The following is a 23501-nucleotide window of genomic DNA, read 5'->3' on the forward strand; positions in this document are numbered from 1 at the left end:
GCGCTTTTCGGAATGCGCGGTCTGCCTCCGGGGCCGGGGTCACCCCAACCGGGTACACCCTTCCCCACGGGCCCCGAGTGGGCAAACGGCTTGAGGCCGGCCACGCATCCCCGCGCCACCACCGCACCCCGCGCTCACCGGCCACCCCGAACCGGCCAGCACGCCGACCTCACCCCGGCGTCAGCCCTGGAACGCTACACACTGGCGTCCGCCTCACCCCGCCTGGTCCCAGTCGCCGCAGGGTGGTCCCAGCATGTGGGCCCCCAGCTCTGCGGTACCTGCACACCAACACCAGCCACGGACCGATACGCCCCACCTCCATGGATGGCCGATACGCCCCTGCACACCGGCCACGGCCGATACGACCCCCGCACCGGCCCCGGGCCGATACGGCCCGACACCAGCTTCTGAGCTCTAGCCCCCGGCACCAGCCCCGCCCGGACCTGGGGGCCGGGCGGTACGAGGCGGCCCCGTCACGGGCGCTACCCCACGCACTGGGCTCGAGCCCACCCGTGCTGTCACGAGTGGGCTCGAGCCCGTTGGTCGCTGCGCGCCCGCACCGTCACGCCGGCGGCTGGCTCACGCCCGGGCCAACACACCCGTTGGCGTCCCCGTTGACGCATGTGCGCGTCCGCGCAGGGAGTCGTCCTCCCGCTCGAGCTCCGTGCGCACGGACACCGCGGCGGCCACGAGACGGTCGAGTGCTGCCTCCGTCTCGGGCCAGCCACGGGTCTTCAGCCCGCAGTCCGGGTTGACCCACACGCGCTCCGCGCCGATGGCGTGGGCGGCATGGCGCACCCTGCGAGCCACCTCCTCGAAGGAGGGCACGCGCGGGGAGTGGATGTCCCACACTCCGGGCCCCACGTCTCTCGGGAAGTCCGCGGCGGCCAGCCCGTCCACGATGCCCGAGCCGGAGCGGGAGGCCTCCAGAGTGGTGACATCTGCATCCAGAGCCTCGATTGCGTCCAGCACGGTCTCGAACTCGGAGTAGCAGAGGTGGGTGTGGATCTGCGTGTCGGTGGCGGCAGCGCCGGTGGCCAGCCGGAACGCACCTACGGACCAGTCGAGGTAGGCCGGGCGGTCCGTCTCGCGCAGCGGCAGCAGCTCCCGCAGGGCGGGCTCGTCCACCTGCACCACGGCGGTACCGGCGGCTTCGAGGTCGGTGATCTCGTCCCGCAGCGCCAGTGCCACCTGATCGGCCACCTCGGCCGCGGGGACGTCGTCGCGCACGAAGGACCACGCGAGAATCGTGACCGGACCCGTGAGCATGCCCTTCACAGGACGGTCGGTGAGCGACGCCGCGTAGCGCGTCCAGTCCACGGTGATGGGCACGCGCCGGGAGACGTCCCCGAACAGGATGGACGGGCGTGTGCACCGCGAGCCGTAGGACTGCACCCAGCCGTGGCGGGTGGTCGCGAAGCCCTCCAGGGACTCCGCGAAGTACTGGACCATGTCGTTGCGCTCCGCCTCTCCGTGCACCAGCACGTCCAGCCCCAGCTCCTCCTGGGCGCGCACCGCGCGGGCGATCTCGGACCGGATGGCCTCCCAGTAGGCGGCGCCGTCCAGGCGACCCGCCCGGTGGGCGGCGCGGGCCGCCCGGATCTCGGCGGTCTGCGGGAAGGAGCCGATGGTCGTGGTGGGCAGCAGCGGCAGCCTCAGCCGCTCCTGCTGCGCCGCCCGGCGTTCAGCCGCTGAGGGGCGCCGTCGGTCCTCCGGGGAGACGGCCGCGGTGCGCTCGCGGATCTCGGGGCGGCGCGTCGCGGGGTGGGCGGCCCGGGCCTTGCGGATGCGGGTGTCGGTCTCCAGGGCCTCGCTGATCTCCTTCCAGCCGTGCTCGACGCCGCGCGCCAGCTCGACGACCTCGCTCACCTTCTGGTCCGCGAACGCCACCCAGCTGCGCACGTCCGGGTCCAGTTCGGTCTCCCGGGTGACGTCGTGCGGGACGTGCAGCAGCGGCGTCGCCGTGCCCACCGCCACGGGGCCGCGGGCCGCGGCACGCAACCGGTCCAGGGTGTCCGTGGCGCCCGCCAGGTTCGTGCGCCACACGGTGCGTCCGCCCACGACGCCGCCCACCACCGGACGCTCTCCCCACGCCTCGAGGGCGGTGGCCGAGGGGACGTCCCCGCGGTCGAGGTCCACGGCGAGGGCGTCCACGCCCGTGCGGGCCAGCGCCAGGTGGGCGTCCTGGCCGGCGTCCCCGTAGCCCACGGTCACCAGCACCGAGGGGTGGTCGGACAGGGCGGTCAGCCGCGTGTACGCGGTGGTCACCGCGGAGAGGATCCGCTCGCGGGACGCGCCCCAGCCGTCCGCGGCGAGAGCGGGTTCGTCCAGCTGCACCCACGGCACACCGGCCGCGTGCAGAGAGCTGAGGATCGAGACGTACTGGGCCAGGACGTCGTCGAGCCCGGCCAGGGGGTCCACCCGAGCGCCGTGGGCCACGGGGGTTTCCGGGCGCGAGAGCAGCAGGAAGGTCACGGGGCCCACCAGCACGGGGCGGGTCCGCACGCCGGTGCGCCGCTGGGTGTCCCTGTACCGGGAGACCAGGCTCTCCGGGTGCGCCCGCAGGGCGGTGCCCGGATCGAGCTCGGGGACGTAGTAGTGGTAGTTGGTGTCGAACCACTTGGTCAGCTCCAGCGGCTCCCGATCGTCCGTCCCCCGGGACAGGGCCGTGATCAGCTCGATCCCTCGCTCGGTGTCCGGCGCGGCGGGGAGGAGGCCCTCCGCCCGGAACCGGGCCGGCACGGCACCCAGGGCGAGTGCGGTGTCCAGGACGTGGTCCACGGCGAAGCCCTCGGACGGCACCGCGCAGTCCTGCGTGAGCCCCAGCTCGCGCAGCCTGAGGGTCGTGCGCTCCCGGAGGTCGCCGAGGGTGTCCAGGACGGTCTGGGCCGGGTGCCGTGCGGGATCCGCCCAGTGGGCCTCGAGTGCCCGCTTGAGTTCCCGGTCCGGGCCGATGCGCGGGTAGCCCAGGATCGTGGCGCTGGGCAGGGGGGTGGAATTCGTGACGGTCATGATCTCTCCTCGCGAGGGTTGGTGTGGTGGCGTGAACAGGGTGTGAGGCAGCCGCGTCGCGGGTGGGCCGGCGACGGTGCTGTACGGGGTCACTGGGCGTGACTGGTGCGGCGGGCGTACCGGGGCACGTGCTCCAGCGCGCGTGGGCAGAGCCGTGCGTGCGGCTCCGCGGTGGGCGGGGCGCACGACGCCGCACGGTCAGGCCGCGGGGCTGCGGCCCCGGTACTCGCGGGCCGCGTCCCGCACGCGCAGGTGCTCCAGGATGGTGAGCGCCGCGTCCGGGCGGTTGAACGTGTAGAGGTGGAAGCCGGCGCAGCCCAGGTCCAGGAGGTCGTCGATCAGCGACAGCGTGGCCGCGGTGCCCCGGTGCCGCAGCTCCTCGGGGGAGTCCGCGGTGAGGAACCGGGTGAGCCGCTCGGGAACGGGCACTCCGGTGATCTCCGTCATCCGCTGCAACCGTTTCGGGTTGGTCAGGGGCATGAGACCCGCGACCACCGGGATGTGGATCCCCTCGGAGCGCGCCCGCTCCAGGAACGACGCGTAGTCCTCGGGCTCGTAGAGCACCTGCGTGATCGCGTAGTCCGCCCCTGCCTCCTGCTTCTCCCACAGGGACGCGAGATCCGCCTCGGGGTCACGCCCCCGGGCGGGGGACGGGTAGCACGCCACCGACACGGACAGCGGCCGAGTCCCGGGGCGGAACCCGTCCCCGAAACGACGCCGCTCGACGTCCCGGATGAGCCGCACCAGCTCCGAGGCCCGGCCGATCCCACCGGGCGGGGTCCGCCACTGCCCGGCGCCCAGGGGCGGGTCCCCGCGCAGCGCGAGGAGGTCCCGGACGCCGTCGTCCAGCAGCTGCTCCACCGAACGCTCCAGCCCCGCGCGGTCGGTGCCCCCGCACGTGAAGTGGGCCATCACGGGGGTCCTGGTGGTGCGGCGCAGATGGCGCAGCGCCTCGCGGGACACACCACGACCACCCGAGTGGCCGTGCGTGACGGAGAAGAAGTCGGGCCCGGCCTGGGCCATGGCGTCGATGCTGCGCCACACGGTGTCCGGGTCCGCGGTGGGGCGGGGCGGGAACACCTCGAAGGAGACGAGCGTGGAGCGCCGGGGGCGGCGCACCAGCCAGGACGTGCCCGCGGGCGGTTCGGAGGAGGTCGTCCCGGCGGCGGGGGCCACGGGAGTGGCTGCGGCGGCGGGGTGGCCGCCTGGCGCGGGAGCGGACTGGTCCGCGGCGCGGGGCGCGGCCACGAGCTTCGGCCTGTCCTCGGCGCGGGCGGTCGGCGGTGTGACGGGCATCTGAGAAAACCTCCGGCGGTAGGACGCCGGAGGTGGACCCCGTGCGCCGTACTTGCCAGCCACGCGGTTGCGCGGCGGCCGGATCGTCATCTGGGGCACCCCACTACAGCAGGAGGGTTGCCGCCCGGCCAGCCAGAGCTTTTCGCCGGGTCTCATGATCCTTTGGTGGGTGAGACGGTAGCACGAGGGCCCCGCGCCGTGGAAGGCGCACGGCCCGGAACGGCGTGTCCCCGGGGCCGGACCCCGGGGACACACGCGTGTTCAGCGCCCGACCACGACCTCCAGGTTCTCGCCGGAGGCGGGGTCGAAGAAGCACGTCTCCCGGGCGTTCGGCCGCACGTGGATCGTGGATCCAGCCTCCATCTGCAGGAACTTGTCCACGCGGACGGTCGCGCGGCCCTTCTCCAGCCGCATGGCGCGGGCGTCCTCGGTCCCGGGGTCCGAGGTGCCCGGCAGCACGCAGTGGATGAACGCCTCGGAGCCGAGCTTCTCCACCAGGTGGACCCGCAGGGGCAGAGCGGGGGTCCCCGGCGCGTCACCCTCGCCCGTGATCTCCCACGACTCCGGACGGACACCCACGGTCACGGTGTCCCGCACGTGCGCCGAGAACTCGGCCGGCACGGGCACCCGCAGCCCGCTCGCGGCGTCGAGGACCGCGTGGCCGTCCCGGACGGGGACGTCGTGCACGATCGTCATGGCCGGCGACCCGATGAAACGGGCCACGAACACGTTCGCGGGGTGCTCGTAGAGGTGGATCGGATCGGCCACCTGCTGCAGCTGTCCGTCGCGCAGCACGGCCACGCGGTCGCCCATGGTCATGGCCTCGACCTGGTCGTGGGTCACGTAGATGGTGGTGACCCCCAGCTCCCGCTGGAGGTCCGCGATCTGGGCGCGGGTGGACACGCGCAGCGTGGCATCCAGGTTGGACAGCGGCTCGTCCATGCACCACACCTTGGGGTTGCGCACGATCGAGCGGCCCATGGCCACACGCTGCCGCTGGCCCCCGGACATGGCCGCGGGACGCTTGTCCATGAGGGGCCCGAGCTCCAGCATGGCGGCGGCGCGCTCCACCCGCTGCTCGATCTCGGCGCGGTCCAGCTTCTCGTTCTCCAGCGCGAAGGACATGTTCTGCCGCGCGGTCATGTTGGGGTACAGGGCGTAGGACTGGAACACCATGGCCACGTCCCGGTCGCGGGCCCGGGTGCCCGTGACGTCGCGGCCGTCGATGAACACGGCCCCCTCGTCCACGGGCTCGAGACCGGCGAGCATCCGCATGGCCGTGGACTTGCCGCTGCCGGAGGGGCCCACCAGGACCAGGAGCTCACCGTCACGGATGCTGAGATCGAGCTGGGACACCGCCGGGGGCTTGCCCGGGTCGAAGATGCGGGATGCGTGCTTGTACTCGACGGTGGCCATGGTGCTCCTCAGGCTCTCGGATGGTGACGGTGGGGACGGAATCGGCGCTCCGGCGTGACGGCGGCTGCGGGCACGCCGTGGCGCTCAGTGGTGCGGGGGCCGTTCGGGGCGGGCCCCGGATGGCGGCCCCGAGAGGGGCCGCCACCCGCGGAGGATCACAGCTTGGGCTTGATGTCCGAGTCGATGATCTTCTGGGTCTCGTCCTGCAGCTGCTGGAAGACCGTCTTGACGTCCTCGCCGCCGAACGTGATGCGGTCCAGCGCGCCGCCGATCCGCTGACCGCCGCCGGAGACGAACACGCGGGCCGCGTCCTGCGGCTGGGTGTTCTCGTTCAGCTGCTTGATCGCGGTCATGGCGTTGGGGTTCTCGTCGAGGAACTTCTTCTCCTCGGGCTTGTCCATGGCGTCCTTGCGCACAGGCATGTAGCCGGTGGCCTGGGTGAACGTGATCGTGTTGTCGGTGTTCGTCATGAAGTCGATGAACTTGGCGGCGGTGAGCTTGCGCTCGTCGCTGATGCCGTTGGGGATCGCCAGGCCGGCGCCACCGGTGGCGCAGCCGGGCTTCGGGCCGGGCAGGTAGGTGGTGTAGAAGTCGAACGTGGCGGCCTCCTTGAGGCCACCCAGGGAGCCCGTGGACTCCAGCAGGGTCGCACCGCTGCCGATCCCGAAGTCGTTGGCGCCGTCCTGGACGATCTTGATGTGCCCCTCCGCCACGTGCTTCTTGAGGTACTCGCCGGCCTTGATGGAGTTCTCCTCGGTGAAGGTGGCGGTCCAGTCACGGGAGTAGGCACCCCCGAACGTCCAGATCATGCCCTGGAAGTACCAGTCCATGTAGTTGGCACCGTCCGGGAGGATCAGCGCCGGTTTGCCGCCGTTGGCCTTGACCAGCTGGGGCGCCCACTGGGCGAACTCGTCCCACGTGCGGGGCCCGCGGTCCGTGGGCAGACCGGCCTTCTGCATCATGTCCTTGTTGAAGTACATGATGCAGGTGGAGCGGGCGTACGGCGCGCAGTAGTGCTTGTCGTTGAAGTTGTAGTCCTCGCGCAGCGTGTCCACGTAGGTGCTGGAGTCGATCCCGGCCTTCTGCCACAGGTCGTCCAGCGGGGTCACGGCCTCGTTCAGGGCGAAGTTGAACCAGTTCACGTCCGACGCCACGAACACGTCCGGGAGGTCCCCGCCCGCGAGAGCCGCGTTGACCTTCTGCGCCACCTCTTCGTAGTCGGCACCGCCGTCGATCAGCTCGGCCGGGGTGTCGGGGTTGGCCGAGTTCCACGCGTCGATGAGCTTCTGCTCCAGGCTCTTGGAGCTGGCAGGGTGGTTGGACCAGAACTGCAGTGGGCCGGAGGCCTCCTGTCCGCCGGAGGAGCTTCCGCCTCCGGTGCCGGCGCAGCCGGACAGGGCCACGGCGGCGGTTCCGAGGCCCAGCAGGCCGAGGGCGTGGCGACGTGAGAGTTCCATGTGTGCTTCTTCCTTCAGGAGGTGGTGGATGTGCTGGAGGGTGGTGTGTGGAGGGTCAGCCCTTGACCGCGCCCGCCGTCAGACCCTTGATCATGTGGCGCTGCAGCAGGATGAACACGATGATCATGGGGACGGTCGCGATGACCGTCCCGGCCATCACCGGGCCCCAGTTGCTCAGGCCCTCGTTGTTCTGCAGCTGGGTGAGGCCGATGGGAAGCGGGGCCACGGCATCCGTGTCGGACATCAGGAACGGCCAGAGGTACTGGTTCCACTCGGTCACCACGGTGATGAGGATGAAGGCGATCAGCGTGGGCCAGGACATGGGCAGCACCACGCGGAACAGCTTGCGCAGGAAGCCGGTGCCGTCCATCTCCGCGGCCTCCATGACCTCGCGGGGCAGGCTCAGGAAGTGGTTGCGCATGAGGAACGTCCCGAAGGCCACCCCGGCCAGGGGGATGATGATGCCCTGGAACGTGTCGCGCCAGCCCAGCTCCGCCACGAGCGCGTAGTTGGAGATGATCGTGATCTGGCTCGGCACCATGAGGGACGCGATGACGAACAGGAACAGCACCTTCCGCCCCGGGAACTCGAGGAACGCGAAGGCATAGGCAGTGAGCACGCCCAGCACCACCTCGATCACGGTCAGGACCGTGGTGATGATGATCGAGTTGCGCAGGTACTGGCCGAAGTTGACCGTCTCGAACACGTAGCGGTAGTTCTCCGGCGCTAAGGGGCTGGGCCACCACGTGATGGGGTCGGAGTAGATGTCCGAGTGCTCCTTGAGCGACGTGATGATGATGAAGTACACCGGGACCGCCACGACCGCGAAGGCGAACGCCATGGCCAGGTAGCCGAGAATGCGGGACATCTTCATGAGAACTGCTCACTCCGCTCTTGGAAGCGCACCTGAACGGCGGTGATCACCAGGACGATCAGGAACATGATGGTGGCGACCGCGGCGCCGTAGCCCGCCCGGTTGTTGACGAACGTCTCCTGGTAGACCTGGTAGACCATCGTGGTGGTGGACGTGCCGAAGGGGCCGCCGCCGGTCATGACCTGGATGATGTCGAAGACCTGGAACGAGTTCAGCAGCACGGTGATGGACAGGAAGAACGTGGTGGGCCGCAGCTGGGGCAGCGTGATCCGCCAGAAGCGGCGCCAGGCCGGTGTGCCGTCGATCTCGGCGGCCTCGTCCAGGTCGGTGCGCCGTGCCTGCAGGGCGGCCAGGTAGATCACGAAGGTGTAGCCCAGGTTCTTCCACACGTAGGTGACCGTGATCATGAACAGGGCCCAGCCCGGCTCCTGGTAGAAGTTGGGCGAGTCCACGCCCACCCGGCGCAGCAGGTCCTGCACCAGCCCGTAGCTGGGGTCGAAGACGAACTGGAACGCCACGCCCACGGCCGCGCCGGAGATCACGTACGGCGCGAAGACGAAGGAGCGGACGAAGCCGCGGGCCCTGAGCTTCTGGTCCAGCAGCAGCGCGAGCGCGAGCCCCAGGACCATGGAGCCCACCACGGCGAACCCCGTGAACACCACGGTGTTCCAGAGGATCTGCCAGCTGACGGGGTCCTTGAACCACTCCACGTAGTTGTCCAGGCCGATGAACGTGGCCTTGGGCGAGGAGATGTTCCAGCTGTAGAAGGACAACCGGATGTTGTCGATCAGCGGCCGGTAGGTGAACACGGCCAGCAGCAGGAGGTTCGGGACGATCAGTGCGAACGCCAGGGCTGCTTGCTTGGCGTTCCAGCGGCGTCGGCGCCGAACGGTGGCATGAGGGCGGCTGGCGGAAGGCACGGCTTCACGACCAGCGGGCAGGGATGTACTCACAGGTAACCATCGTGGAGGGCCGGTGTGACGGGCCGGCAAACAGCACCGGGGGTGAGCCGTCACTCCGAGTTCGCCTGGTGGCAACCTGGCGCTGCTAGTCGCCACGACGTTCGCGGCAGCACCGCGCCGGGCCCCGCGAGCCCCTCGCCCGTTCCGGCCGTCGGGCACGAGGGTGTGCGAGACGGTGGCCCGGCCCGCGGGAGGGTGGATCTGGTCCCCGCGCGGTGGGCGGGGCCGGTCCCAGCGGGACGGTGGCAGGTGCTAGACAGGATCCATGGCACTTCTGGAGCAGCTACCCCGGGACCTCGTGAGCGCACTGGGGGTGAGCGGTGCCCGCAGCCTGAGCGGCGGGGACAGCGCCAACGCCTTCCGGCTGGAGACCGGCAACGGCCCGGTCTTCGCCAAGACCATGCCCCACCCGGCCCCCGGGGTGCTTCCCCTGGAGGCCGCCGCCCTGGAGAAGCTGCGGGCGGTGGCACCCGAGGAGATCAGTGTTCCGGCCGTGCGCTTCGTGTCGGAGGAGGCTCTGGCGCTGGAGTGGATCGAGGAGGCGCACGGGGCGCCGGACCGGGCCACCGAACGCAGCTTCGGCACAGGGCTCGCGGCGGTCCATGCGGCTCCCGCTCCGCACGTGGGCTGGCTGGGCCCGGAGCTGCCGGAGCGCATCGGGTCCGTTCCGGTGGACCTCACCCCCACGGACGACTGGGCGGACTTCCTGCTGGAGCGGCGCATCGAGCCCCTCCTGCGGCAGGCCGTGGACGCCGGGAACCTGGACCCGGCGGCGTCGGCGCTGCTGGAGTCGCTGGCTCCGCGGGCGGCCGAGCTGGCCGGTCCGCCCGAGCCCCCGAGCCTGCTGCACGGCGACCTGTGGGCCGGCAACCGCGTGGTGGACGCCTCCGGGGGCAACTGGCTGATCGACCCGTCCTCGTTCTACGGCCACCGCGAGTACGACCTTGCCATGATGCAGCTCTTCGGTGGCTTCGGCCGCGAGTGCTTCGCCGCGTACGACGACGCCCACCCCCTCGCGGACGGCTGGCATGAGCGGGTGCCGTGGTACCAGCTGCCTCCGCTGCTCATCCACGCGATCCGCTTCGGTGGCGGCTACGGGGCGTCCGTGATGAGCGCGCTGCGCCGTCTGGGGTGAGTGCCGCCTCGCGGGCGGGTCCCGTGGCGTTGGACACGGCTCCCGCCCGTACAGCATGATGCTTACTAGATTGTCTAGTTATCGGTGACGCGAGGTGGAGCATGGCGCAGAGTGCCGCGGGGTTGCTGGCCGCCGGGCCCGAGGCCCGTGCTCTGCGCCGGGTGATCACGCTCAACCACGAGATCGACCACCAGCTGCAGCGGATCATGGGCCTGAAGGAGACGGACTTCTCGGCCATGGCCCTTCTGATGCGCCGCCCCATGGGCCCCACGGAGCTGGCGCGGGCGCTGCACATCACCACGGCATCGGCCACGGCCATGGTGGACCGGCTGGTCCGGGCGGGGCACGTGGTGCGTGAACCCCATCTCGAGGACCGCCGCCGCATGACAGTGCGGGCCGTGGAGCGCTCCACGGCAGAGGTGGCCGCGCAGGTCGCCCCCATGGTCGCCATGGTCGAGGAGGAGCTCGCGACCCTCGATGAGCCCGGCCGCCGCGCGGTGCTGCAGTTCCTCACGGGGATGGTCACCCGCATGGAGGACCACCTGGAGCAGCTGTGCGGGCGCCCGGCAGCGGCCGCGGCGGGTGGGCCCGTGTGTCCGGTCCACGCGGAGGAATCCTCGTGACGGGCTCCGCGCGCGATCTTCCCGAGGTCCCCGCGGGGGGCACCCCCGTGACCGCAGGTCCCCGTACCGCCTCCGGCCACGACGCCGCATGGCTCCCTTTCCGCGCCGCCGTCCTGCGCGAGCTGGAGGACTTCTTCGCATCGCCCGCCCACCGCGTGCCCTGCAGCCCGGGGTTTCCGCTGCTGTGGGAGCGGATCCGGGAGCAGCTGGCGGGCGGCAAGCTCATCCGCCCGCGCCTGACGCTCATCGCGTGGCGCTCCTTCGCCCGGGTTTCCGGCGGGGGCGCCGCCGCGCAGGTTCCGGACGCGTCCTGCGTGCGGCTGGCGGCGTCGTTCGAGATGCTGCACGCGGCGCTGCTGGTGCACGACGACGTGGTGGACCGGGACTGGCGCCGCCGGGGCCGCCCCACGGTGGGCGAGCTGTTCCGCCGGGACGCCGTGGCGGCCGGTGCGAGCCCGGAGGAGGCGGAGCACGCGGGGGAGTCCGCGGCGATCCTCGCCGGGGACCTGCTGCTCTCGGGCGCGCTGCGACTGGCCACCACGTGCACCGAGGATCCGCGGCGTTCCCGCGCCGTGGCGGACGTGGTGTTCGAGGCCGTGACCGCCTCGGCGGCCGGAGAGCTGGACGATCTGCTGCTGTCCCTGCGCCGCTTCGGTGCGGGGCACCCGGGCGTGCAGGACATCCTGGACATGGAGCGTCTCAAGACGGCCACGTACTCGTTCGAGGCCCCGTTGCGCGCGGGGGCCCTGCTCGCGGGCGCGGCGGCGGAGGACGCGGAGCGGCTGGCCCGCGCGGGTGCGCTGCTGGGCGTGGGCTACCAGGTGGTCGACGACGTCCTGGGCACCTTCGGGGACCCGGAGGTCACGGGCAAGTCCGTGGACGCGGACCTGCGCTCGGGCAAGGCCACCGTGCTCACGGCCCACGGGATGCAGGTCCCGCGGACCCGCCGGGTGCTCGGGCAGCTCGCGTCGGGCACCGCCACGGTGGAGCGTGCGCGGGAGGCGCTGGCGGCGTCGGGTGCGCGGGAGGCCGCCGTGGAGCTGGCCACCGACCTGGTGGGGCAGGCCCGCGAGCTCCTGGACGGGCTGGCCCTGCCGGAGGATGAACGCGCCCAGCTAGACAGCCTGTGCCACCACGTCCTGAACCGAGACTCGTAGTGAGGACCCCCATGACCGCTCCGGACGCGCAGGCGTTCGCGCCGCTGCGCCTGTACACCGGCACCGCCCTGACGGCCTCCGGGCGGGTGATCGGCGAGTACTCCACCTCGTTCTCCCTGGCCTGCCGCACCCTGCCGGGTCCGGTGCGCCGGGACATCGCCGGGATCTACGCGCTCGTGCGCGTGGCGGACGAGGTGGTGGACGGCACCGCCCGGGCCGCGGGCCTGGACGCCGCGCAGGTGCGCGCCGCGCTGGACGACTACGAGGCGGCCGTGGACCGGGCACTGGACACCGGGTTCGCCACGGACCTGGTGGTCCACGGCTTCGCGGACGTGGCCCGCCGCCACGGCTTCGGGCGCGAGCTGATCGCCCCGTTCTTCGCCTCGATGCGCGCGGACCTGGAGGTCGCGGAGCACGACGGCGCCTCGTTGGAGTCCTACATCTACGGTTCCGCGGAGGTGGTGGGCCTGATGTGCCTGGCCGTGTTCATGGACATGCCCGGAACCCTCGCGGACACCCCCGCCCAGCGCGAGCTGCTGACGGACTGCGCCCGTCGGCTGGGCGCGGCGTTCCAGAAGGTCAACTTCCTGCGGGACCTTGGCGCGGACCACGACCAGCTGGGGCGCACGTACTTCCCCGGCGCGGACCCCGAGCACCTCACCGAGGCGCAGAAGACCGAGCTGCTCGCGGACCTCACCGCGGACCTCGACGCCGCCGTGCCCGGCATCCTCGCCCTGGACCGGCGCGCTCGCCGCGCGGTGGCCATGGCCCACGGGCTGTTCGGGGAGCTCGCGCGCCGGATCGAGCGGGTTCCCGCCCATGAGCTGACGCGGCGCCGGATCAGCGTGCCCACCGCGGTGAAGCTGCGGATCGCCGCGCGTTCCCTGTCGAACACGGAGGTGACGGCGTGAACCGGAAAGACCACGAGCACCAGGGCGGAGCACACATGGCCACGACGAGCACGAACGAGACCACGAGCACGCACACGGCTCACGGCGGCGGGGGTGCCCCGCGGACGGTCGTGGTCGGTGGCGGGTTCGCGGGGCTCGCCACCGCGGGACTGCTGGCCCGGGACGGGCACCGGGTGACCCTGCTGGAGCAGCGGGACACCCTGGGTGGGCGCTCCGGGCGCTGGTCCGCGGAGGGGTTCACGTTCGACACCGGCCCCAGCTGGTACCTCATGCCCGAGGTCATCGACCGGTGGTTCCGGCTCATGGGCTCGAGCGCCGCCGAGCAGCTGGACCTGCGCCGCCTGGACCCCGGCTACCGCACGTTCTTCGAGCAGCACCTGGACGAGCCGCCCACGGACGTGCGCGCCGGGCACGCGGAAGAGCTGTTCGAGCAGCTCGACCCCGGCTCCTCCGAGGCCCTGCGGGAGTACCTGGACTCGGGTGCGGAGGTGTACGAGCTGGCCAAGAAGCACTTCCTGTACACCAACTTCTCCCGCCCCACGGACCTCGCGCGCACCGAGGTGCTGCGCAACCTGCCGCGGCTGGGCGGGCTGCTGAGCTCGTCCATGAAGAGCTATGTGGCGGCCCGGTTCCGGGACCCGCGGCAGCGCCAGATCCTGGGCTACCCCGCCGTGTTCCTGGGCGCCTCCCCGGACACCGCCCCAGCGATGTACCACCTCATGAGCCACCTGGACCTCACCGACGGGGTGCAGTACCCCGTGGGCGGGTTCGCGGCGCTCGTCGACGCCATGGAACGCCTCGTGCGCGCGGCCGGGGTGGAGATCGTCACCGGTGCCGCGGTCAGCGGCATCGAGGTCTCGTCCGCACGACCCTCGCCGCGGTCCCTCGCGCGTGCGGCCCGCGCACGACGCCGCTCGGCCGGCTCCGTGACCGGGGTGACCTACCGCGTGGGGGAGCCGGGCGGCGTCGGCGAGGTCAGGGTCCCCGCGGACGTGGTGATCGGTGCCGCGGACCTGCACCACCTGCAGACCCGCCTGCTGCCGGAGCGTTTCCGGGCGCCGGAGACCCGGTGGACGCACCGTGACCCCGGGCCCTCCGGGGTGCTCGTGTGCCTGGGCGTGCGGGGGAAGCTGCCGCAGCTCGTGCACCACAACCTGCTGTTCACCGCGGACTGGGACGACAACTTCGGGCGCATCGCGGACGGCTCGCCGCTCGCGGAGCAGACCTCGATCTACGTGTCCATGACGTCGGCCACGGACCCGGGCACCGCCCCGGAGGGGGACGAGAACCTGTTCATCCTGGTGCCCTCCCCGGCGGTGCCGGAGTGGGGCCGCGGCGGGGTGCGCACCCCCGAGGTGGACGAGCCCGGTTCCCCGCAGGTGGAGCGGGTGGCGGACGCCGCGATCGCGCAGCTCGCACGCTGGGCGGACATCCCGGACCTTGCCGAGCGGATCGTGGTGCGCCGCACCTACGGCCCCGAGGACTTCGAGGCGCAGTTCAACGCGTGGCGCGGTTCCATGCTGGGCCCGGGCCACACGCTGCGGCAGTCGGCGCTGTTCCGCCCGGGTGTCACGGACCCGGGGATCGCGGGCCTCTTCTACGCGGGGTCCTCGGTGCGCCCGGGGATCGGCGTGCCCATGTGCCTGATCTCCTCCGAGGTGGTCCGGGACGCGGTCCGGGGACACGGGGGCCGCTGATGTACCTGGCCGTTCTGCTCGTGCTCCTGGGGTGCTTCGCGCTGCTCGACCGGCGCTGGGGTCTGTTCTTCTGGTCCGGGAACCCGCTGCGCGCGTGGCTCGTGCTGCTCGCGGGGACGGTGTTCTTCCTGGCCTGGGACCTCGTGGGGATCGCCAACGGCCTGTTCTGGCACGGCGAGAACTCGCTGACCCTGGGCATCTTCGTGGCCCCCGAGCTGCCCCTGGAAGAGGTCTTCTTCCTCGCGTTCCTGGGCTACCAGACCATGGTCTACGTGCTGGGCGCGCCCGTGCTGTGGCGCTGGCTGCGGTCCCGCGCGGCGGGGCACCCCAGCGCCGGGGACGCCGTGGCACGTGCGGCAGAGACGAGCCGCACACCACCGACGGGAGAACGTTCATGACGTACTGGGGTGTGAACGCGATCTTCCTGGGGATCGCCGTGGTGGTGCTCGCGGTGGCGGTGCTGCTGCGCCGTCCGGGACGACTGTTCTGGGTTTCGCTCGCGGGGGCCGCGGTGCTGCTCGTGGTCCTCACGGCGGTGTTCGACAACGTGATGATCGCCTCCGGGATCATGACGTACACGGAGCAGAACATTTCCGGAGTGCGGATCGGACTCGCGCCGCTCGAGGACTTCGCCTACCCCGTGGCGGGTGTACTGCTGCTGCCCGCGCTGTGGCTGCTGCTGGGCCGCGAACGGGAGGGGGCGGCCTCGTCCCCCGGTGCTCGTGGTGCCGAGGAGGGGAGCGGACGTGCTCACTAGGCTGTTCTGGGCCTCGCGCCCCCTGAGCTGGGTCAACACGGCCTACCCGTTCGCGGCGGCCGTGCTGCTGACCGGCGGGCTGCCGTGGGGGCTCGTGGTGCTGGGCACAGTGTTCTTCCTGGTGCCTTACAACCTGGCGATGTACGGCATCAACGACGTCTTCGACTACGAGTCCGACCTGCGCAACCCCCGCAAGGGCGGTGTGGAGGGCGCGGTGGTGGACCGGGCGGCGCAGCGGCCCGTGCTGCTCGCGTCCTGCCTGCTGCCGGTGCCGTTCGTGCTGGTGCTCGCGGGGTGGGGCCTGGCCACGGGCAACTGGGTTTCGCTGGCGGTGCTCGCGGTGTCCCTGTTCGCGGTGGTCGCCTACTCGTGGGCGGGGCTGCGGTTCAAGGAGCGCCCGTTCCTGGACGCGGCGACCTCCGCCACGCACTTCGTCTCCCCCGCGGTGTACGGGCTGACGCTCGCGGGCGCCGAGTTCACCGGCGGGCTGTGGGCCCTGCTGGCCGGGTTCTTCCTGTGGGGCATGGCCTCGCAGATGTTCGGGGCGGTGCAGGACGTGGTTCCGGACCGTGAGGGCGGGCTGGCCTCCGTGGCCACCGTGCTGGGCGCCCGCCCCACCGTGTGGCTCTCCGCGGGGCTGTACGCGCTCGCCGGGATCCTGATGCTGTGCACCGAGTGGCCCGGTCAGCTGGCCGTGCTGCTCGCGGTGCCGTACCTGCTCAACGCCCTGCGCTTCCGTGGTGTCACGGACGCCGACTCCGGGCGGGCGAATGCCGGGTGGAGGACCTTCCTGTGGCTGAACTACCTCACGGGATTCCTGGTGACCATGCTGCTGATCTGGTGGTCCCAGGTCCGCGGCTGAGGACCGCTCGCCGCGTGGTGCAGACTGTCAGCGCGTGCGGCGCTCCAGGCGCCGGAGCTGCTGCTCCTGGTGGTCGTGGCCGAACCACTCGTAGCCCACCACCGTGGGCAGCGTGGCGGCCGCGAATACCGGCAGGCACCAGCCCATGGGCACGCCCCACCACGCGAGCAGGGGGCCCGTGGCGGCGAGCGCGAGCGTGATCAGGATGAGCACGATGTGGCGCAGGTCCGCCTCCGGCACGAACACCGTGTACAGCCCGTAGAAGCCCAGGTAGAACACCAGCAGCGGCACCCCCACGAACAGCACGGCGAGTGCGGGGGAGGCCTCCTCCGGGTGGGCCAGTGCGGCGCCGGCCACGTGCAGACCGGCGCCCATGGCGGCGATGGCGCCCAGGATCACCAGGTGCAGGATAGTGAAGATCCCCGCCACCGACGGCCGGGCCGCGAGCGCCCTGCCGAAGTCCACACCGAAGTAGCTCCACCACACGCCGAACGTGAGACCGAGCCCGGCCGCGACCACCAGGACGGGCTGCAGCGTCCAGCCGCCCTCCTCGGGCAGGGCGGTCTGCAGGGCGGCAATGGTTCCCACGATGCTCTCGCCCAGGGTGATGATCGCGATGAGCCCGAAGCGTTCCGCGAGGTGGTGGGGGTGCCACGGGGCCTGCTGGCTGCCACCGGGGAGCAGATGGCCCAGGAGCTCGAAGCCCGTCAGCACCAGGCCGGCGCCCACGAACACGGGCCACGTGGTGGGGAACACGGCGGTGAGGGTCCAGCCGATCTGAGCCACCACGGTCCAGAGGATCACCACGCCCGCGCGGTGGCGGTGCTCGGGAACCCTGAGGTAGACGCGCACCCACTGCGCCAGCAGCCCCAGGCGCATCACGATGTACCCGGCCACCATGGGTCCGTTGTGCACGTGCTCGTCGTGCAGGGACTCGAAGAACGGGGGGATCCCCAGGGCCAGGATCACCACACCGGCCATCTGCACCATGGTGGACAGCCGCTGCAGCCAGTCGTCGGTGTCGAACGCGGAGGAGAACCACGTGTTGCCCACCCACGCCCACACCACGGCGAACATGGCCACGCTGAACGCAAGCACCCCGCTCGCCACGTTGCCCGTCTCCACCTGGTGCGCGAGCGCCACACCGGCCTGGGAGAAGGCCGCCACGAACACGAGGTCGTACAGCAGCTCCAGGGGTGTTGCGGCCCGGTGGGACTCGGTGCGGTCCCGGGCAGTGATGCGTCGCAGGCCGTGGGGAGCGGGGGTGGTCCCCGCGGGGGTGTGGGTCATGGGAGCCATCGTAGGGTGCCCCGCAGGCGGGCGGGGAATCAGCGGTGCCGCACGCGGGGAAGGCGGCGCAGCGGCGTCGTCGGGGCTGCGCGGCCCCGGGCCGTGCGGTGTGATGCGATGCCTCGAGGTGCGGTGCGGTGCGGTGCGGTGCGGTGTCGCGCCGTGCGGTGGCGGCGTCGTGCGCGCAGAGCCCCGCCGCGCACGACGCCGCTCTCACGCGCTCGCCGGGCGGCCTCCCCTGGACGCGGGGTTCAGGACCAGTTCCGCGCGAGCAGCTCCATGGACTGCAGGACGTCCGGCTGGCGCGTGGACAGCGGGGAGACCATGAGCTCGTCCGCGTCCGCGTGGTCCGCGAAGCGGTGCAGGTAGTCCACCACGGTGTCCGGGGTGCCCACCCCCATGTAGCTGAGCATGTGCAGCACCTGGGACGCGGCGGGGGAGGCCATGACCATGTCCATCTCCTCGTCCGTGAACTCGCGTCCGCGGCCCACCATGGCCTTGACCCGGCCGCGCTGAGTGGCCTCGAGCTGGCGCGCGGCGTCCTGCGTGTCCTCGGAGACGATCACGTTCACCGCGGCGATCACGTAAGGCTCCGCGAGCTGCTCGGAGGGCTGGAACTGGGAGCGGTAGGCGGCCACGGCGTCCACCAGGGCGTCCGGGGCGAAGTGCGAGGCGAACGCGTACGGCAGGCCGTAGGCCGCCGCGAGCTGGGCGCCGAACAGGGACGAGCCGAGGATGGTCAGGGGTACGTTCGTGCCCGCACCCGGCACCGCGCGCACCCCCGGGATGATGGACTCGTCCCGCAGGTAGCCCTGCAGCTCCTTGACGTCCTGCGGGAAGTTCTCCGCGGCCTCCGGGGAGCGGCGCAGCGCCCGCAGGGTGCGCGGGTCCGTGCCGGGGGCGCGTCCCAGTCCCAGGTCGATGCGTCCGGGGTGCAGCTCCGCCAGGGTGCCGAACTGCTCGGCGATCGTCAGGGGCGAGTGGTTGGGCAGCATCACGCCGCCGGAGCCCAACCGGATGCGTTCCGTGTGGGCAGCCACGTGCGCGATCAGCACGGCCGGGGCGGAGGATGCGATGGTGGGCATGTTGTGGTGCTCCGCGTACCAGACGCGGGAGTAGCCCAGCTTCTCGGCGTGCTGGGCGAGGGTCACGGAGTCCGCGAAGCTCTCCCCGAGGGACTGGTCTTTGCGCACGGTGGCGAAATCGATGACGGACAGGGGCAGGGCCATGCCGAATCCTTTCCAGACGAAAACTTGCTGTGGAAATAACGGGGTGGGCGGGCGTGGTATTCCGCAGGGCCGGGGCGGCTGGGTGCGGCCCGTGCAGTGGCGCCGCTGCGCCGCACCGTGGCGGCGCCGAGCGGCTGCAGTGCCTACGAACCGCCGCGCCGTCCCCGCCGTGCCGCCGATTGGCCGCGTGGTCCAGCCGTGCTCTCGAGCGCCCCGCGCTCGTCAGCGGTGATCTTCCCGGCAGGTCGTCGGGGAGTTCGGGTGTGGGTGTCGGAGCGCGGCTCTACGCTCGGGCCATGTCCGACTACGAGGTCGCGGAGCTCTTCACCGTCCCACGCTCACGCCGAGTGCTGGCACCCGGTGCGGTGCACCTGCCCAACTGGCTGGACCACGGGCAGCAGCAGGAGCTGGTGACGGTCTGCCGGGAGTGGGTACGAGCCGCTCCCATGAAGCACCAGGTCATGCCCGGTGGGGGCCGGATGTCCGTGCAGTCGGTCATGCTGGGCACGCGTGAGCCTTACCGCTACGGCGCTGCCGCGGGCCCGCGCCTGCCCGAGCTGCCGGAGTGGCTCATGGCGCTCGGCACGCGCGCGGTGGCGGAGGCCTATGCGCCGGGCACGGACGACGACGCCGCGGGGCCGGGTCGAGGCGCTCGGTCGGGTGGCCCGGCAGATCCGGGCACCGCTGCGGAGAGGGGCGCGACGGCGAGACCAGAGACCCCTGCGGCGCAGGATGCCGCTGCGCAACAGGGCGGACTCAGAGTGCCGAACGGCGCGGCGGGACAAGGCACCGCCGCGCGACCGGGCGGACTCAGGGGGCCGAACGGCACGGCTCCCGTGGACCGGGTGGCCGAGTCCACCCCGGACCCCGTGGCCTTCGACGGCATCGAACGGGTGGTGCGCGAGCACCGCCCGGACTCCGCGCTGGTCAACTTCTACGACGACGCCGCCCACATGGGCATGCACCAGGACAAGGACGAGTTCTCTGCGGCGCCCATCGTCTCCCTCTCGCTCGGGGACACGTGCGTGTTCCGCTTCGGCAACACCGAGACCCGCACGGCGCCGTACCAGGACGTGGAGCTGCGGTCCGGGGACCTCTTCGTGTTCGGCGGACCGTCTCGTTACGCGTTCCACGGCGTGCCCAGGGTGCTGCCGGGCACCGGTGGGCGACAGCTGGGGCTCAAGAACGGCGGGCGGCTGAACATCACGCTGCGCATGACGGGTGGCCGCGGCGGCAGGTGACGGGACGCGGGCGCCGTCGTCGGGGAGACCGAGGGCTGGCGCAGGACGGTCGGCTGCGCGCGGACGTGACGAGCTCGACGCGGGATGGCGCGCGCGGTTGCCGGTCCCCGGCGTGGACCGGGCCGGGCGGCGTCGTGTGTGGCGGTGACACACTGGGCCCATGCAGAGCGAACCCGTGGATCCGAACCCCGCCGAGGCCCAGGTGGAGCGGTACCGCACCCTGGCCGCCGAGCACGCCTCGGGAGTGGGAGTGGTGTGCTCCCGGTACCGGGGCAAGGACCATGCGATCACCGTGACGGCCTTCGCGGACGTCTCCTACGACCCGCCCACCATGCTGGTGTGCCTGTACGACATGGGCAGGATGTGCGAGGCCGTCGAGAGCAGCGGCACGTGGACGCTGTCCCTGCTGGCCTCGGGTCAGCGCTCCGTGGCCAACTGGCTCGCGAGTCCCGGCAATCCCGTGGACGGGCTGCTGGACTCCGTCCCGTTCCACCGCACCGAGCGCACGGGCACCCCGGTGCTCGACGGCTGCCTGAGCTGGTTCGAGCTGGACACCGTCTCCGTACACACGGCGGCCACGCACCTGGTGGTGGTGGGCAGGGTCACCGCGATGGGCCGCGGCGCGGGGGCCGGTCCCACGGACCGTCCCCTGATCCACTACGCCAGGGAGTACAAGAGCATCGGATGACATGAAACCGAGCAGTGTCCCCCGACCGCCCGCCCCGGGCCGATCCTTGACAGCGCGCGGACGGAATGGCCCCGAGCGCGTGGCACCTGTGGGGCGAACGGCGGAGTTGCAGGTGCGAATCTGTCCCCCAAGGTGGCGCCGCTCTGCGCCGTGTGGCCCAGACTGTGGACCCTCGGGCGGTGTCATGCGGTGGCCGTCCCTGGCAGGATCGGAGGTGCAGGGAGAGACGAGGGCCGGGCCGACGACCCCGGAGCACCGCGGGAGAGGAACCCATGATCATGTCGGAGCGCGTCAGCGAGAGAACCCCCCAGGACACCACACCACAGAGCGGGGCGGAGTTGGAGGGTGTGCCCGCCACGGGGCGGGAGGCTGAAAGCGTGGCGGCGCACGCCGTGGATCTCGTGGCCCCCACGGAGGCGCTGCAGAGCGATCCCGGACTCACCGAGGGGTTCAAGTCCGCGTTCGGCCAGCACCCCGCGGGCATCGCCATCATCACGGTGGCCGGCCCGGAGGGCCCGGTGGGCCTCACGGCGTCCTCGGTGTCCTCGATCTCCGCGGACCCGCCCATCCTGGGGTTCTCCCTGCAGGCCAAGCGCGGCTCCGCCGCGGTGGTGGCCACCGCGGATTCGTTCATCGTCCACTTCCTGGACTCCGACAACGTGGAGCTGGCCCGTTCCTTCGCGATCTCCGGTGCCCCCCGCTTCGGGGAGGACATGGCCTGGGAGACCCTGCCCACAGGTGAACCCCGGCTCACGGGTGTGCGCCGCGTGCTGCGCGCCATTCCGCTGGCTCGCATCAAGGCCGGGCCCGCGCTGGTGTTCAACGCCGCGGTGGTGGACGTCCTGGGCGAGGAGGGCTCCGGCAGCCCCCTGGTGTACCACCAGCGCCAGTTCCACGGCCTGAGCCACAACTCGGTGCTGGACCTGCACCTCTAGTCCGGCCGGGGAGGTGCTGCGGCCCCTGCTGGGACCCGCGCAGAATGTTTCTGCAACATACATTGACGCATCATCAAAGTGTGCGTAATTTAGTTTCCGAAGCAAGCAAGTGGTCGGCGCAGCGCCGACCCACGAGACGCGGAGGAACGCACCCATGAACACACTCGACGGCATGACCACCGGAACCTGGACTCTCGACCCGGCGCACACCGAGGTGGGGTTCTCGGTCCGCCACGCCGGCATCTCCAAGGTCCGCGGCACGTTCGCAGGGGTCTCCGGCGAACTGACCGTGGCCGAGGACGCCGCCCGGTCCACCGGCCGGGTGGAGATCGAAATGGCCTCGGTGGACACCAAGAACGAGGCCCGCGACAACCACGTGCGCTCCGCGCAGTTCTTCGACGTGGAGACCTTCCCGCAGATGAGCTACGACATCACCGGCGTGCACCTGGACGGCGGGGAGGGCACGGTCACGGGCACCCTGACCCTGCGCGGGGTCTCCCGCGAGGTGGAGCTCGAGACGGAGTTCAACGGCGTGGCCGTGGACGCGTTCGGGACCACCCGGGCGGGCTTCACTGCCGCCACCACGATCTCCCGCAAGGAGTTCGGCATCACCTGGAACGCGGCCCTGGAGGGCGGCGGGGTCATGGTCTCGGACAAGGTCCGGATCGACCTGGACGTGGAGTTCATCGCTCCCGGCTCCGCGGCCTGAGACGCTCAGCAGTCTGAGCGGGTCCCCACCTCAGCGGCTCCGCCCCTGAGCGGTGCTCATGATGTGCCGGTGCCCCCGATCCTCGACGGGGCGCCGGCACTGCTGCGTCCGGGAACCGCTGCGGTGCGCGGATGCCTCAGCCGTGTCCTGGTGCCGTGGCCCGTGCTCGGGATCGTGCGCCGTGCGAGCTGACGGGTCTCAGCGCAGCGACTGCATGATGAAGTAGATCAGGGGAACCAGTACGAGCCCCAGCAGCGCGATCCGGCGCACCCGCACTTCCATGCGCGCGGGGTTGATCCGAGGGGTGTGCTCGCGGGGGCCGGAACCGTTGTCGGTCTGAGAGCTGCCCTCGAGGTCATCGGCCTCCGTGAGGGGCCCCGGCGGCGTCGTCCCGGGTCCGTCGGGGTCGGAGCGGTCCCCGGGGCGCGGGCCCTGAGGCGTGCTCATCGCCACTGCGTGGTCATGATCAGCCCGGCGAGCATGAACCCGAGACCGATGAAGAGGTTCCACTCGCCGATCCCCGGGATGGGCACCAGGCCCTGGAACAGGTAGTAGGCGATGATCCACAGCAGCCCCACGATCATCAGGCCGATCATGATCACCTTGAACCACATGGGCGTGGGGCGGTACTCGGTGGCGCGGTGCTCGCGGGCCTCGGCCTTGGCGGCCTTCTCCTCGCGGCGCTTGGCCTGCCGGGCGGCCTTGATGCGGGCCTTGGCCTCCGCCGGGGTCTCCTCCGCGGTGTCCTCGGCGCCCACGGTGGCGGCCTGCGGGGCGGCGTCGCCCGCGCCGGTGGTGCTCGCCGCGTCCGACGACGCCGTGGCCGACGTCTGCGCGCTCGTCTTCTTCCTGCGCTTCCTGTGCTTCGTGGAAGGCGTGACAGCGGCGTCGGGCTCGTGGTCGGCCGCGGCGCCCGAGCCGGTTCCGGGGCCCTCGGCGAGCTCGGTGTCCGTCACCGCGTCCCGCGCCGAGACGGAGGTGGAACCGGTCTGGCGGGTGGCCGCACGCTCGAATGAGGCCGCGGCGCTGTTGCGCGGCAGGATCTCCGCGGCGAGGGCGGCGAGCTCGCGGTCCTCCTCCGTGAGGCTGAACTGCTGTGTTTCGTCCTGGGCGTTGCGGGATCTACCGAAGCGCTTCTTGGGCTGCGACACTGCTGATCATTCCTCCTAGCGCGGGAGCGACCCGGCGCCGTGCGGGTGGGTCCGTGGCTCGCGCGGGCGCCCACCGGTGAACTCCGGGGCGGCGGCCCC

General features: G+C 71.8%; 22 protein-coding genes and 1 riboswitch. Of the genes, 12 read left to right on the top strand and 10 right to left on the bottom strand.

From position 1 onward, the window contains the following. Window positions 1-579 precede the first annotated feature (579 nt). The 6 genes from metE to HMPREF2833_RS02270 all read right to left on the bottom strand — a co-directional run bounded on the left by metE (window position 580) and on the right by HMPREF2833_RS02270 (window position 8975). Window positions 580-3012: a 5-methyltetrahydropteroyltriglutamate--homocysteine S-methyltransferase gene (gene metE, locus HMPREF2833_RS02245; protein ID WP_070636585.1), complete on the bottom strand. Its 2433-nt coding sequence runs from the start codon at window positions 3010-3012 to the stop codon at window positions 580-582. 198 nt (window positions 3013-3210) lie between these two features. Continuing rightward, entirely contained in the window at window positions 3211-4308 is a 1098-nt protein-coding gene (locus HMPREF2833_RS02250) for a methylenetetrahydrofolate reductase (RefSeq protein ID WP_053069486.1), read from the bottom strand. 43 nt (window positions 4309-4351) lie between these two features. Continuing rightward, window positions 4352-4468, bottom strand: a riboswitch (SAM riboswitch). Between the two features lie 101 nt (window positions 4469-4569). Further along, the gene (locus HMPREF2833_RS02255) at window positions 4570-5724 is read right to left on the bottom strand and encodes an ABC transporter ATP-binding protein (RefSeq protein WP_019311272.1); all 1155 of its coding nucleotides are present in this window, start codon (window positions 5722-5724) and stop codon (window positions 4570-4572) included. A gap of 155 nt (window positions 5725-5879) precedes the next feature. Further along, the gene (locus HMPREF2833_RS02260) at window positions 5880-7181 is read right to left on the bottom strand and encodes an ABC transporter substrate-binding protein (RefSeq protein ID WP_070636586.1); all 1302 of its coding nucleotides are present in this window, start codon (window positions 7179-7181) and stop codon (window positions 5880-5882) included. 55 nt (window positions 7182-7236) lie between these two features. Next, window positions 7237-8055 carry a carbohydrate ABC transporter permease gene (locus HMPREF2833_RS02265; protein ID WP_070636587.1) on the bottom strand — a complete coding sequence of 273 codons (819 nt, stop codon included), beginning with the start codon at window positions 8053-8055 and terminating at the stop codon, window positions 7237-7239. Beyond that, window positions 8052-8975 (bottom strand): carbohydrate ABC transporter permease, encoded by a 924-nt coding sequence (locus HMPREF2833_RS02270; protein ID WP_245190506.1) that lies wholly within the window; start codon window positions 8973-8975, stop codon window positions 8052-8054. Before HMPREF2833_RS02270 ends, HMPREF2833_RS02265 begins: the two co-directional genes overlap by 4 nt. A gap of 307 nt (window positions 8976-9282) precedes the next feature. Between HMPREF2833_RS02270 and HMPREF2833_RS02275 the strand changes: the two genes are divergently transcribed. The 8 genes from HMPREF2833_RS02275 (at window position 9283) to HMPREF2833_RS02310 (ending at window position 16159) form a co-directional block, all read left to right on the top strand. Next, complete coding sequence (locus HMPREF2833_RS02275; RefSeq protein ID WP_070636589.1) at window positions 9283-10152, top strand: fructosamine kinase family protein; 870 nt, start codon at window positions 9283-9285, stop codon at window positions 10150-10152. Window positions 10153-10253: 101 nt separating this feature from the next. Continuing rightward, window positions 10254-10775: a MarR family winged helix-turn-helix transcriptional regulator gene (locus tag HMPREF2833_RS02280; protein WP_246829067.1), complete on the top strand. Its 522-nt coding sequence runs from the start codon at window positions 10254-10256 to the stop codon at window positions 10773-10775. Continuing rightward, window positions 10772-11932: a polyprenyl synthetase family protein gene (locus HMPREF2833_RS02285; protein ID WP_059281473.1), complete on the top strand. Its 1161-nt coding sequence runs from the start codon at window positions 10772-10774 to the stop codon at window positions 11930-11932. Before HMPREF2833_RS02280 ends, HMPREF2833_RS02285 begins: the two co-directional genes overlap by 4 nt. 11 nt (window positions 11933-11943) lie before the next feature. Then, window positions 11944-12843, top strand: coding sequence for a phytoene/squalene synthase family protein (locus HMPREF2833_RS02290; RefSeq protein ID WP_070636590.1), 900 nt, complete (start codon window positions 11944-11946; stop codon window positions 12841-12843). Window positions 12844-12878: 35 nt separating this feature from the next. Further along, window positions 12879-14540 carry a phytoene desaturase family protein gene (gene crtI, locus HMPREF2833_RS02295; RefSeq protein WP_083310921.1) on the top strand — a complete coding sequence of 554 codons (1662 nt, stop codon included), beginning with the start codon at window positions 12879-12881 and terminating at the stop codon, window positions 14538-14540. Then, window positions 14540-14938: a lycopene cyclase domain-containing protein gene (locus HMPREF2833_RS02300; RefSeq protein ID WP_065118179.1), complete on the top strand. Its 399-nt coding sequence runs from the start codon at window positions 14540-14542 to the stop codon at window positions 14936-14938. Before crtI ends, HMPREF2833_RS02300 begins: the two co-directional genes overlap by 1 nt. Further along, on the top strand, window positions 14935-15297 hold the full coding sequence (locus tag HMPREF2833_RS02305) for a lycopene cyclase domain-containing protein (RefSeq protein ID WP_070636591.1): 363 nt from the start codon (window positions 14935-14937) through the stop codon (window positions 15295-15297). Before HMPREF2833_RS02300 ends, HMPREF2833_RS02305 begins: the two co-directional genes overlap by 4 nt. Continuing rightward, the gene (locus HMPREF2833_RS02310; RefSeq protein WP_070636592.1) at window positions 15287-16159 is read left to right on the top strand and encodes a prenyltransferase; all 873 of its coding nucleotides are present in this window, start codon (window positions 15287-15289) and stop codon (window positions 16157-16159) included. Before HMPREF2833_RS02305 ends, HMPREF2833_RS02310 begins: the two co-directional genes overlap by 11 nt. A gap of 27 nt (window positions 16160-16186) precedes the next feature. Here the strand turns inward: HMPREF2833_RS02310 and HMPREF2833_RS02315 are convergent, their stop codons facing one another. Both HMPREF2833_RS02315 and HMPREF2833_RS02320 read right to left on the bottom strand, forming a co-directional pair. Beyond that, window positions 16187-17449: a low temperature requirement protein A gene (locus tag HMPREF2833_RS02315; RefSeq protein WP_070636593.1), complete on the bottom strand. Its 1263-nt coding sequence runs from the start codon at window positions 17447-17449 to the stop codon at window positions 16187-16189. A gap of 251 nt (window positions 17450-17700) precedes the next feature. Next, window positions 17701-18678: an LLM class flavin-dependent oxidoreductase gene (locus HMPREF2833_RS02320; protein ID WP_039101333.1), complete on the bottom strand. Its 978-nt coding sequence runs from the start codon at window positions 18676-18678 to the stop codon at window positions 17701-17703. Window positions 18679-18974: 296 nt separating this feature from the next. Between HMPREF2833_RS02320 and HMPREF2833_RS12485 the strand changes: the two genes are divergently transcribed. The 4 genes from HMPREF2833_RS12485 to HMPREF2833_RS02345 all read left to right on the top strand — a co-directional run bounded on the left by HMPREF2833_RS12485 (window position 18975) and on the right by HMPREF2833_RS02345 (window position 22251). After that, window positions 18975-19919, top strand: a complete 945-nt coding sequence (locus HMPREF2833_RS12485; protein ID WP_168165709.1) for an alpha-ketoglutarate-dependent dioxygenase AlkB family protein — start codon at window positions 18975-18977, stop codon at window positions 19917-19919. Between the two features lie 160 nt (window positions 19920-20079). Then, a complete protein-coding gene (locus HMPREF2833_RS02335; RefSeq protein ID WP_039101334.1) occupies window positions 20080-20607 on the top strand; it encodes a flavin reductase family protein in 528 nt (175 codons plus the stop codon). Between the two features lie 272 nt (window positions 20608-20879). Further along, on the top strand, window positions 20880-21542 hold the full coding sequence (locus HMPREF2833_RS02340; RefSeq protein WP_019311019.1) for a flavin reductase family protein: 663 nt from the start codon (window positions 20880-20882) through the stop codon (window positions 21540-21542). A gap of 154 nt (window positions 21543-21696) precedes the next feature. Beyond that, a complete protein-coding gene (locus HMPREF2833_RS02345; protein ID WP_059281470.1) occupies window positions 21697-22251 on the top strand; it encodes a YceI family protein in 555 nt (184 codons plus the stop codon). 198 nt (window positions 22252-22449) lie between these two features. Here HMPREF2833_RS02345 and HMPREF2833_RS02350 read toward each other — a convergent pair whose 3' ends face one another. Both HMPREF2833_RS02350 and HMPREF2833_RS12580 read right to left on the bottom strand, forming a co-directional pair. Further along, window positions 22450-22698: a hypothetical protein gene (locus HMPREF2833_RS02350; RefSeq protein ID WP_124109503.1), complete on the bottom strand. Its 249-nt coding sequence runs from the start codon at window positions 22696-22698 to the stop codon at window positions 22450-22452. After that, window positions 22695-23402, bottom strand: a complete 708-nt coding sequence (locus tag HMPREF2833_RS12580; protein ID WP_052239279.1) for a cell division protein CrgA — start codon at window positions 23400-23402, stop codon at window positions 22695-22697. The genes HMPREF2833_RS02350 and HMPREF2833_RS12580 overlap by 4 nt, the downstream gene beginning before the upstream one ends. Window positions 23403-23501: the final 99 nt, after the last annotated feature.

The organism is Kocuria sp. HMSC066H03 (assembly GCF_001812045.1).
GTDB classification, from domain to species: domain Bacteria; phylum Actinomycetota; class Actinomycetes; order Actinomycetales; family Micrococcaceae; genus Kocuria; species Kocuria rhizophila.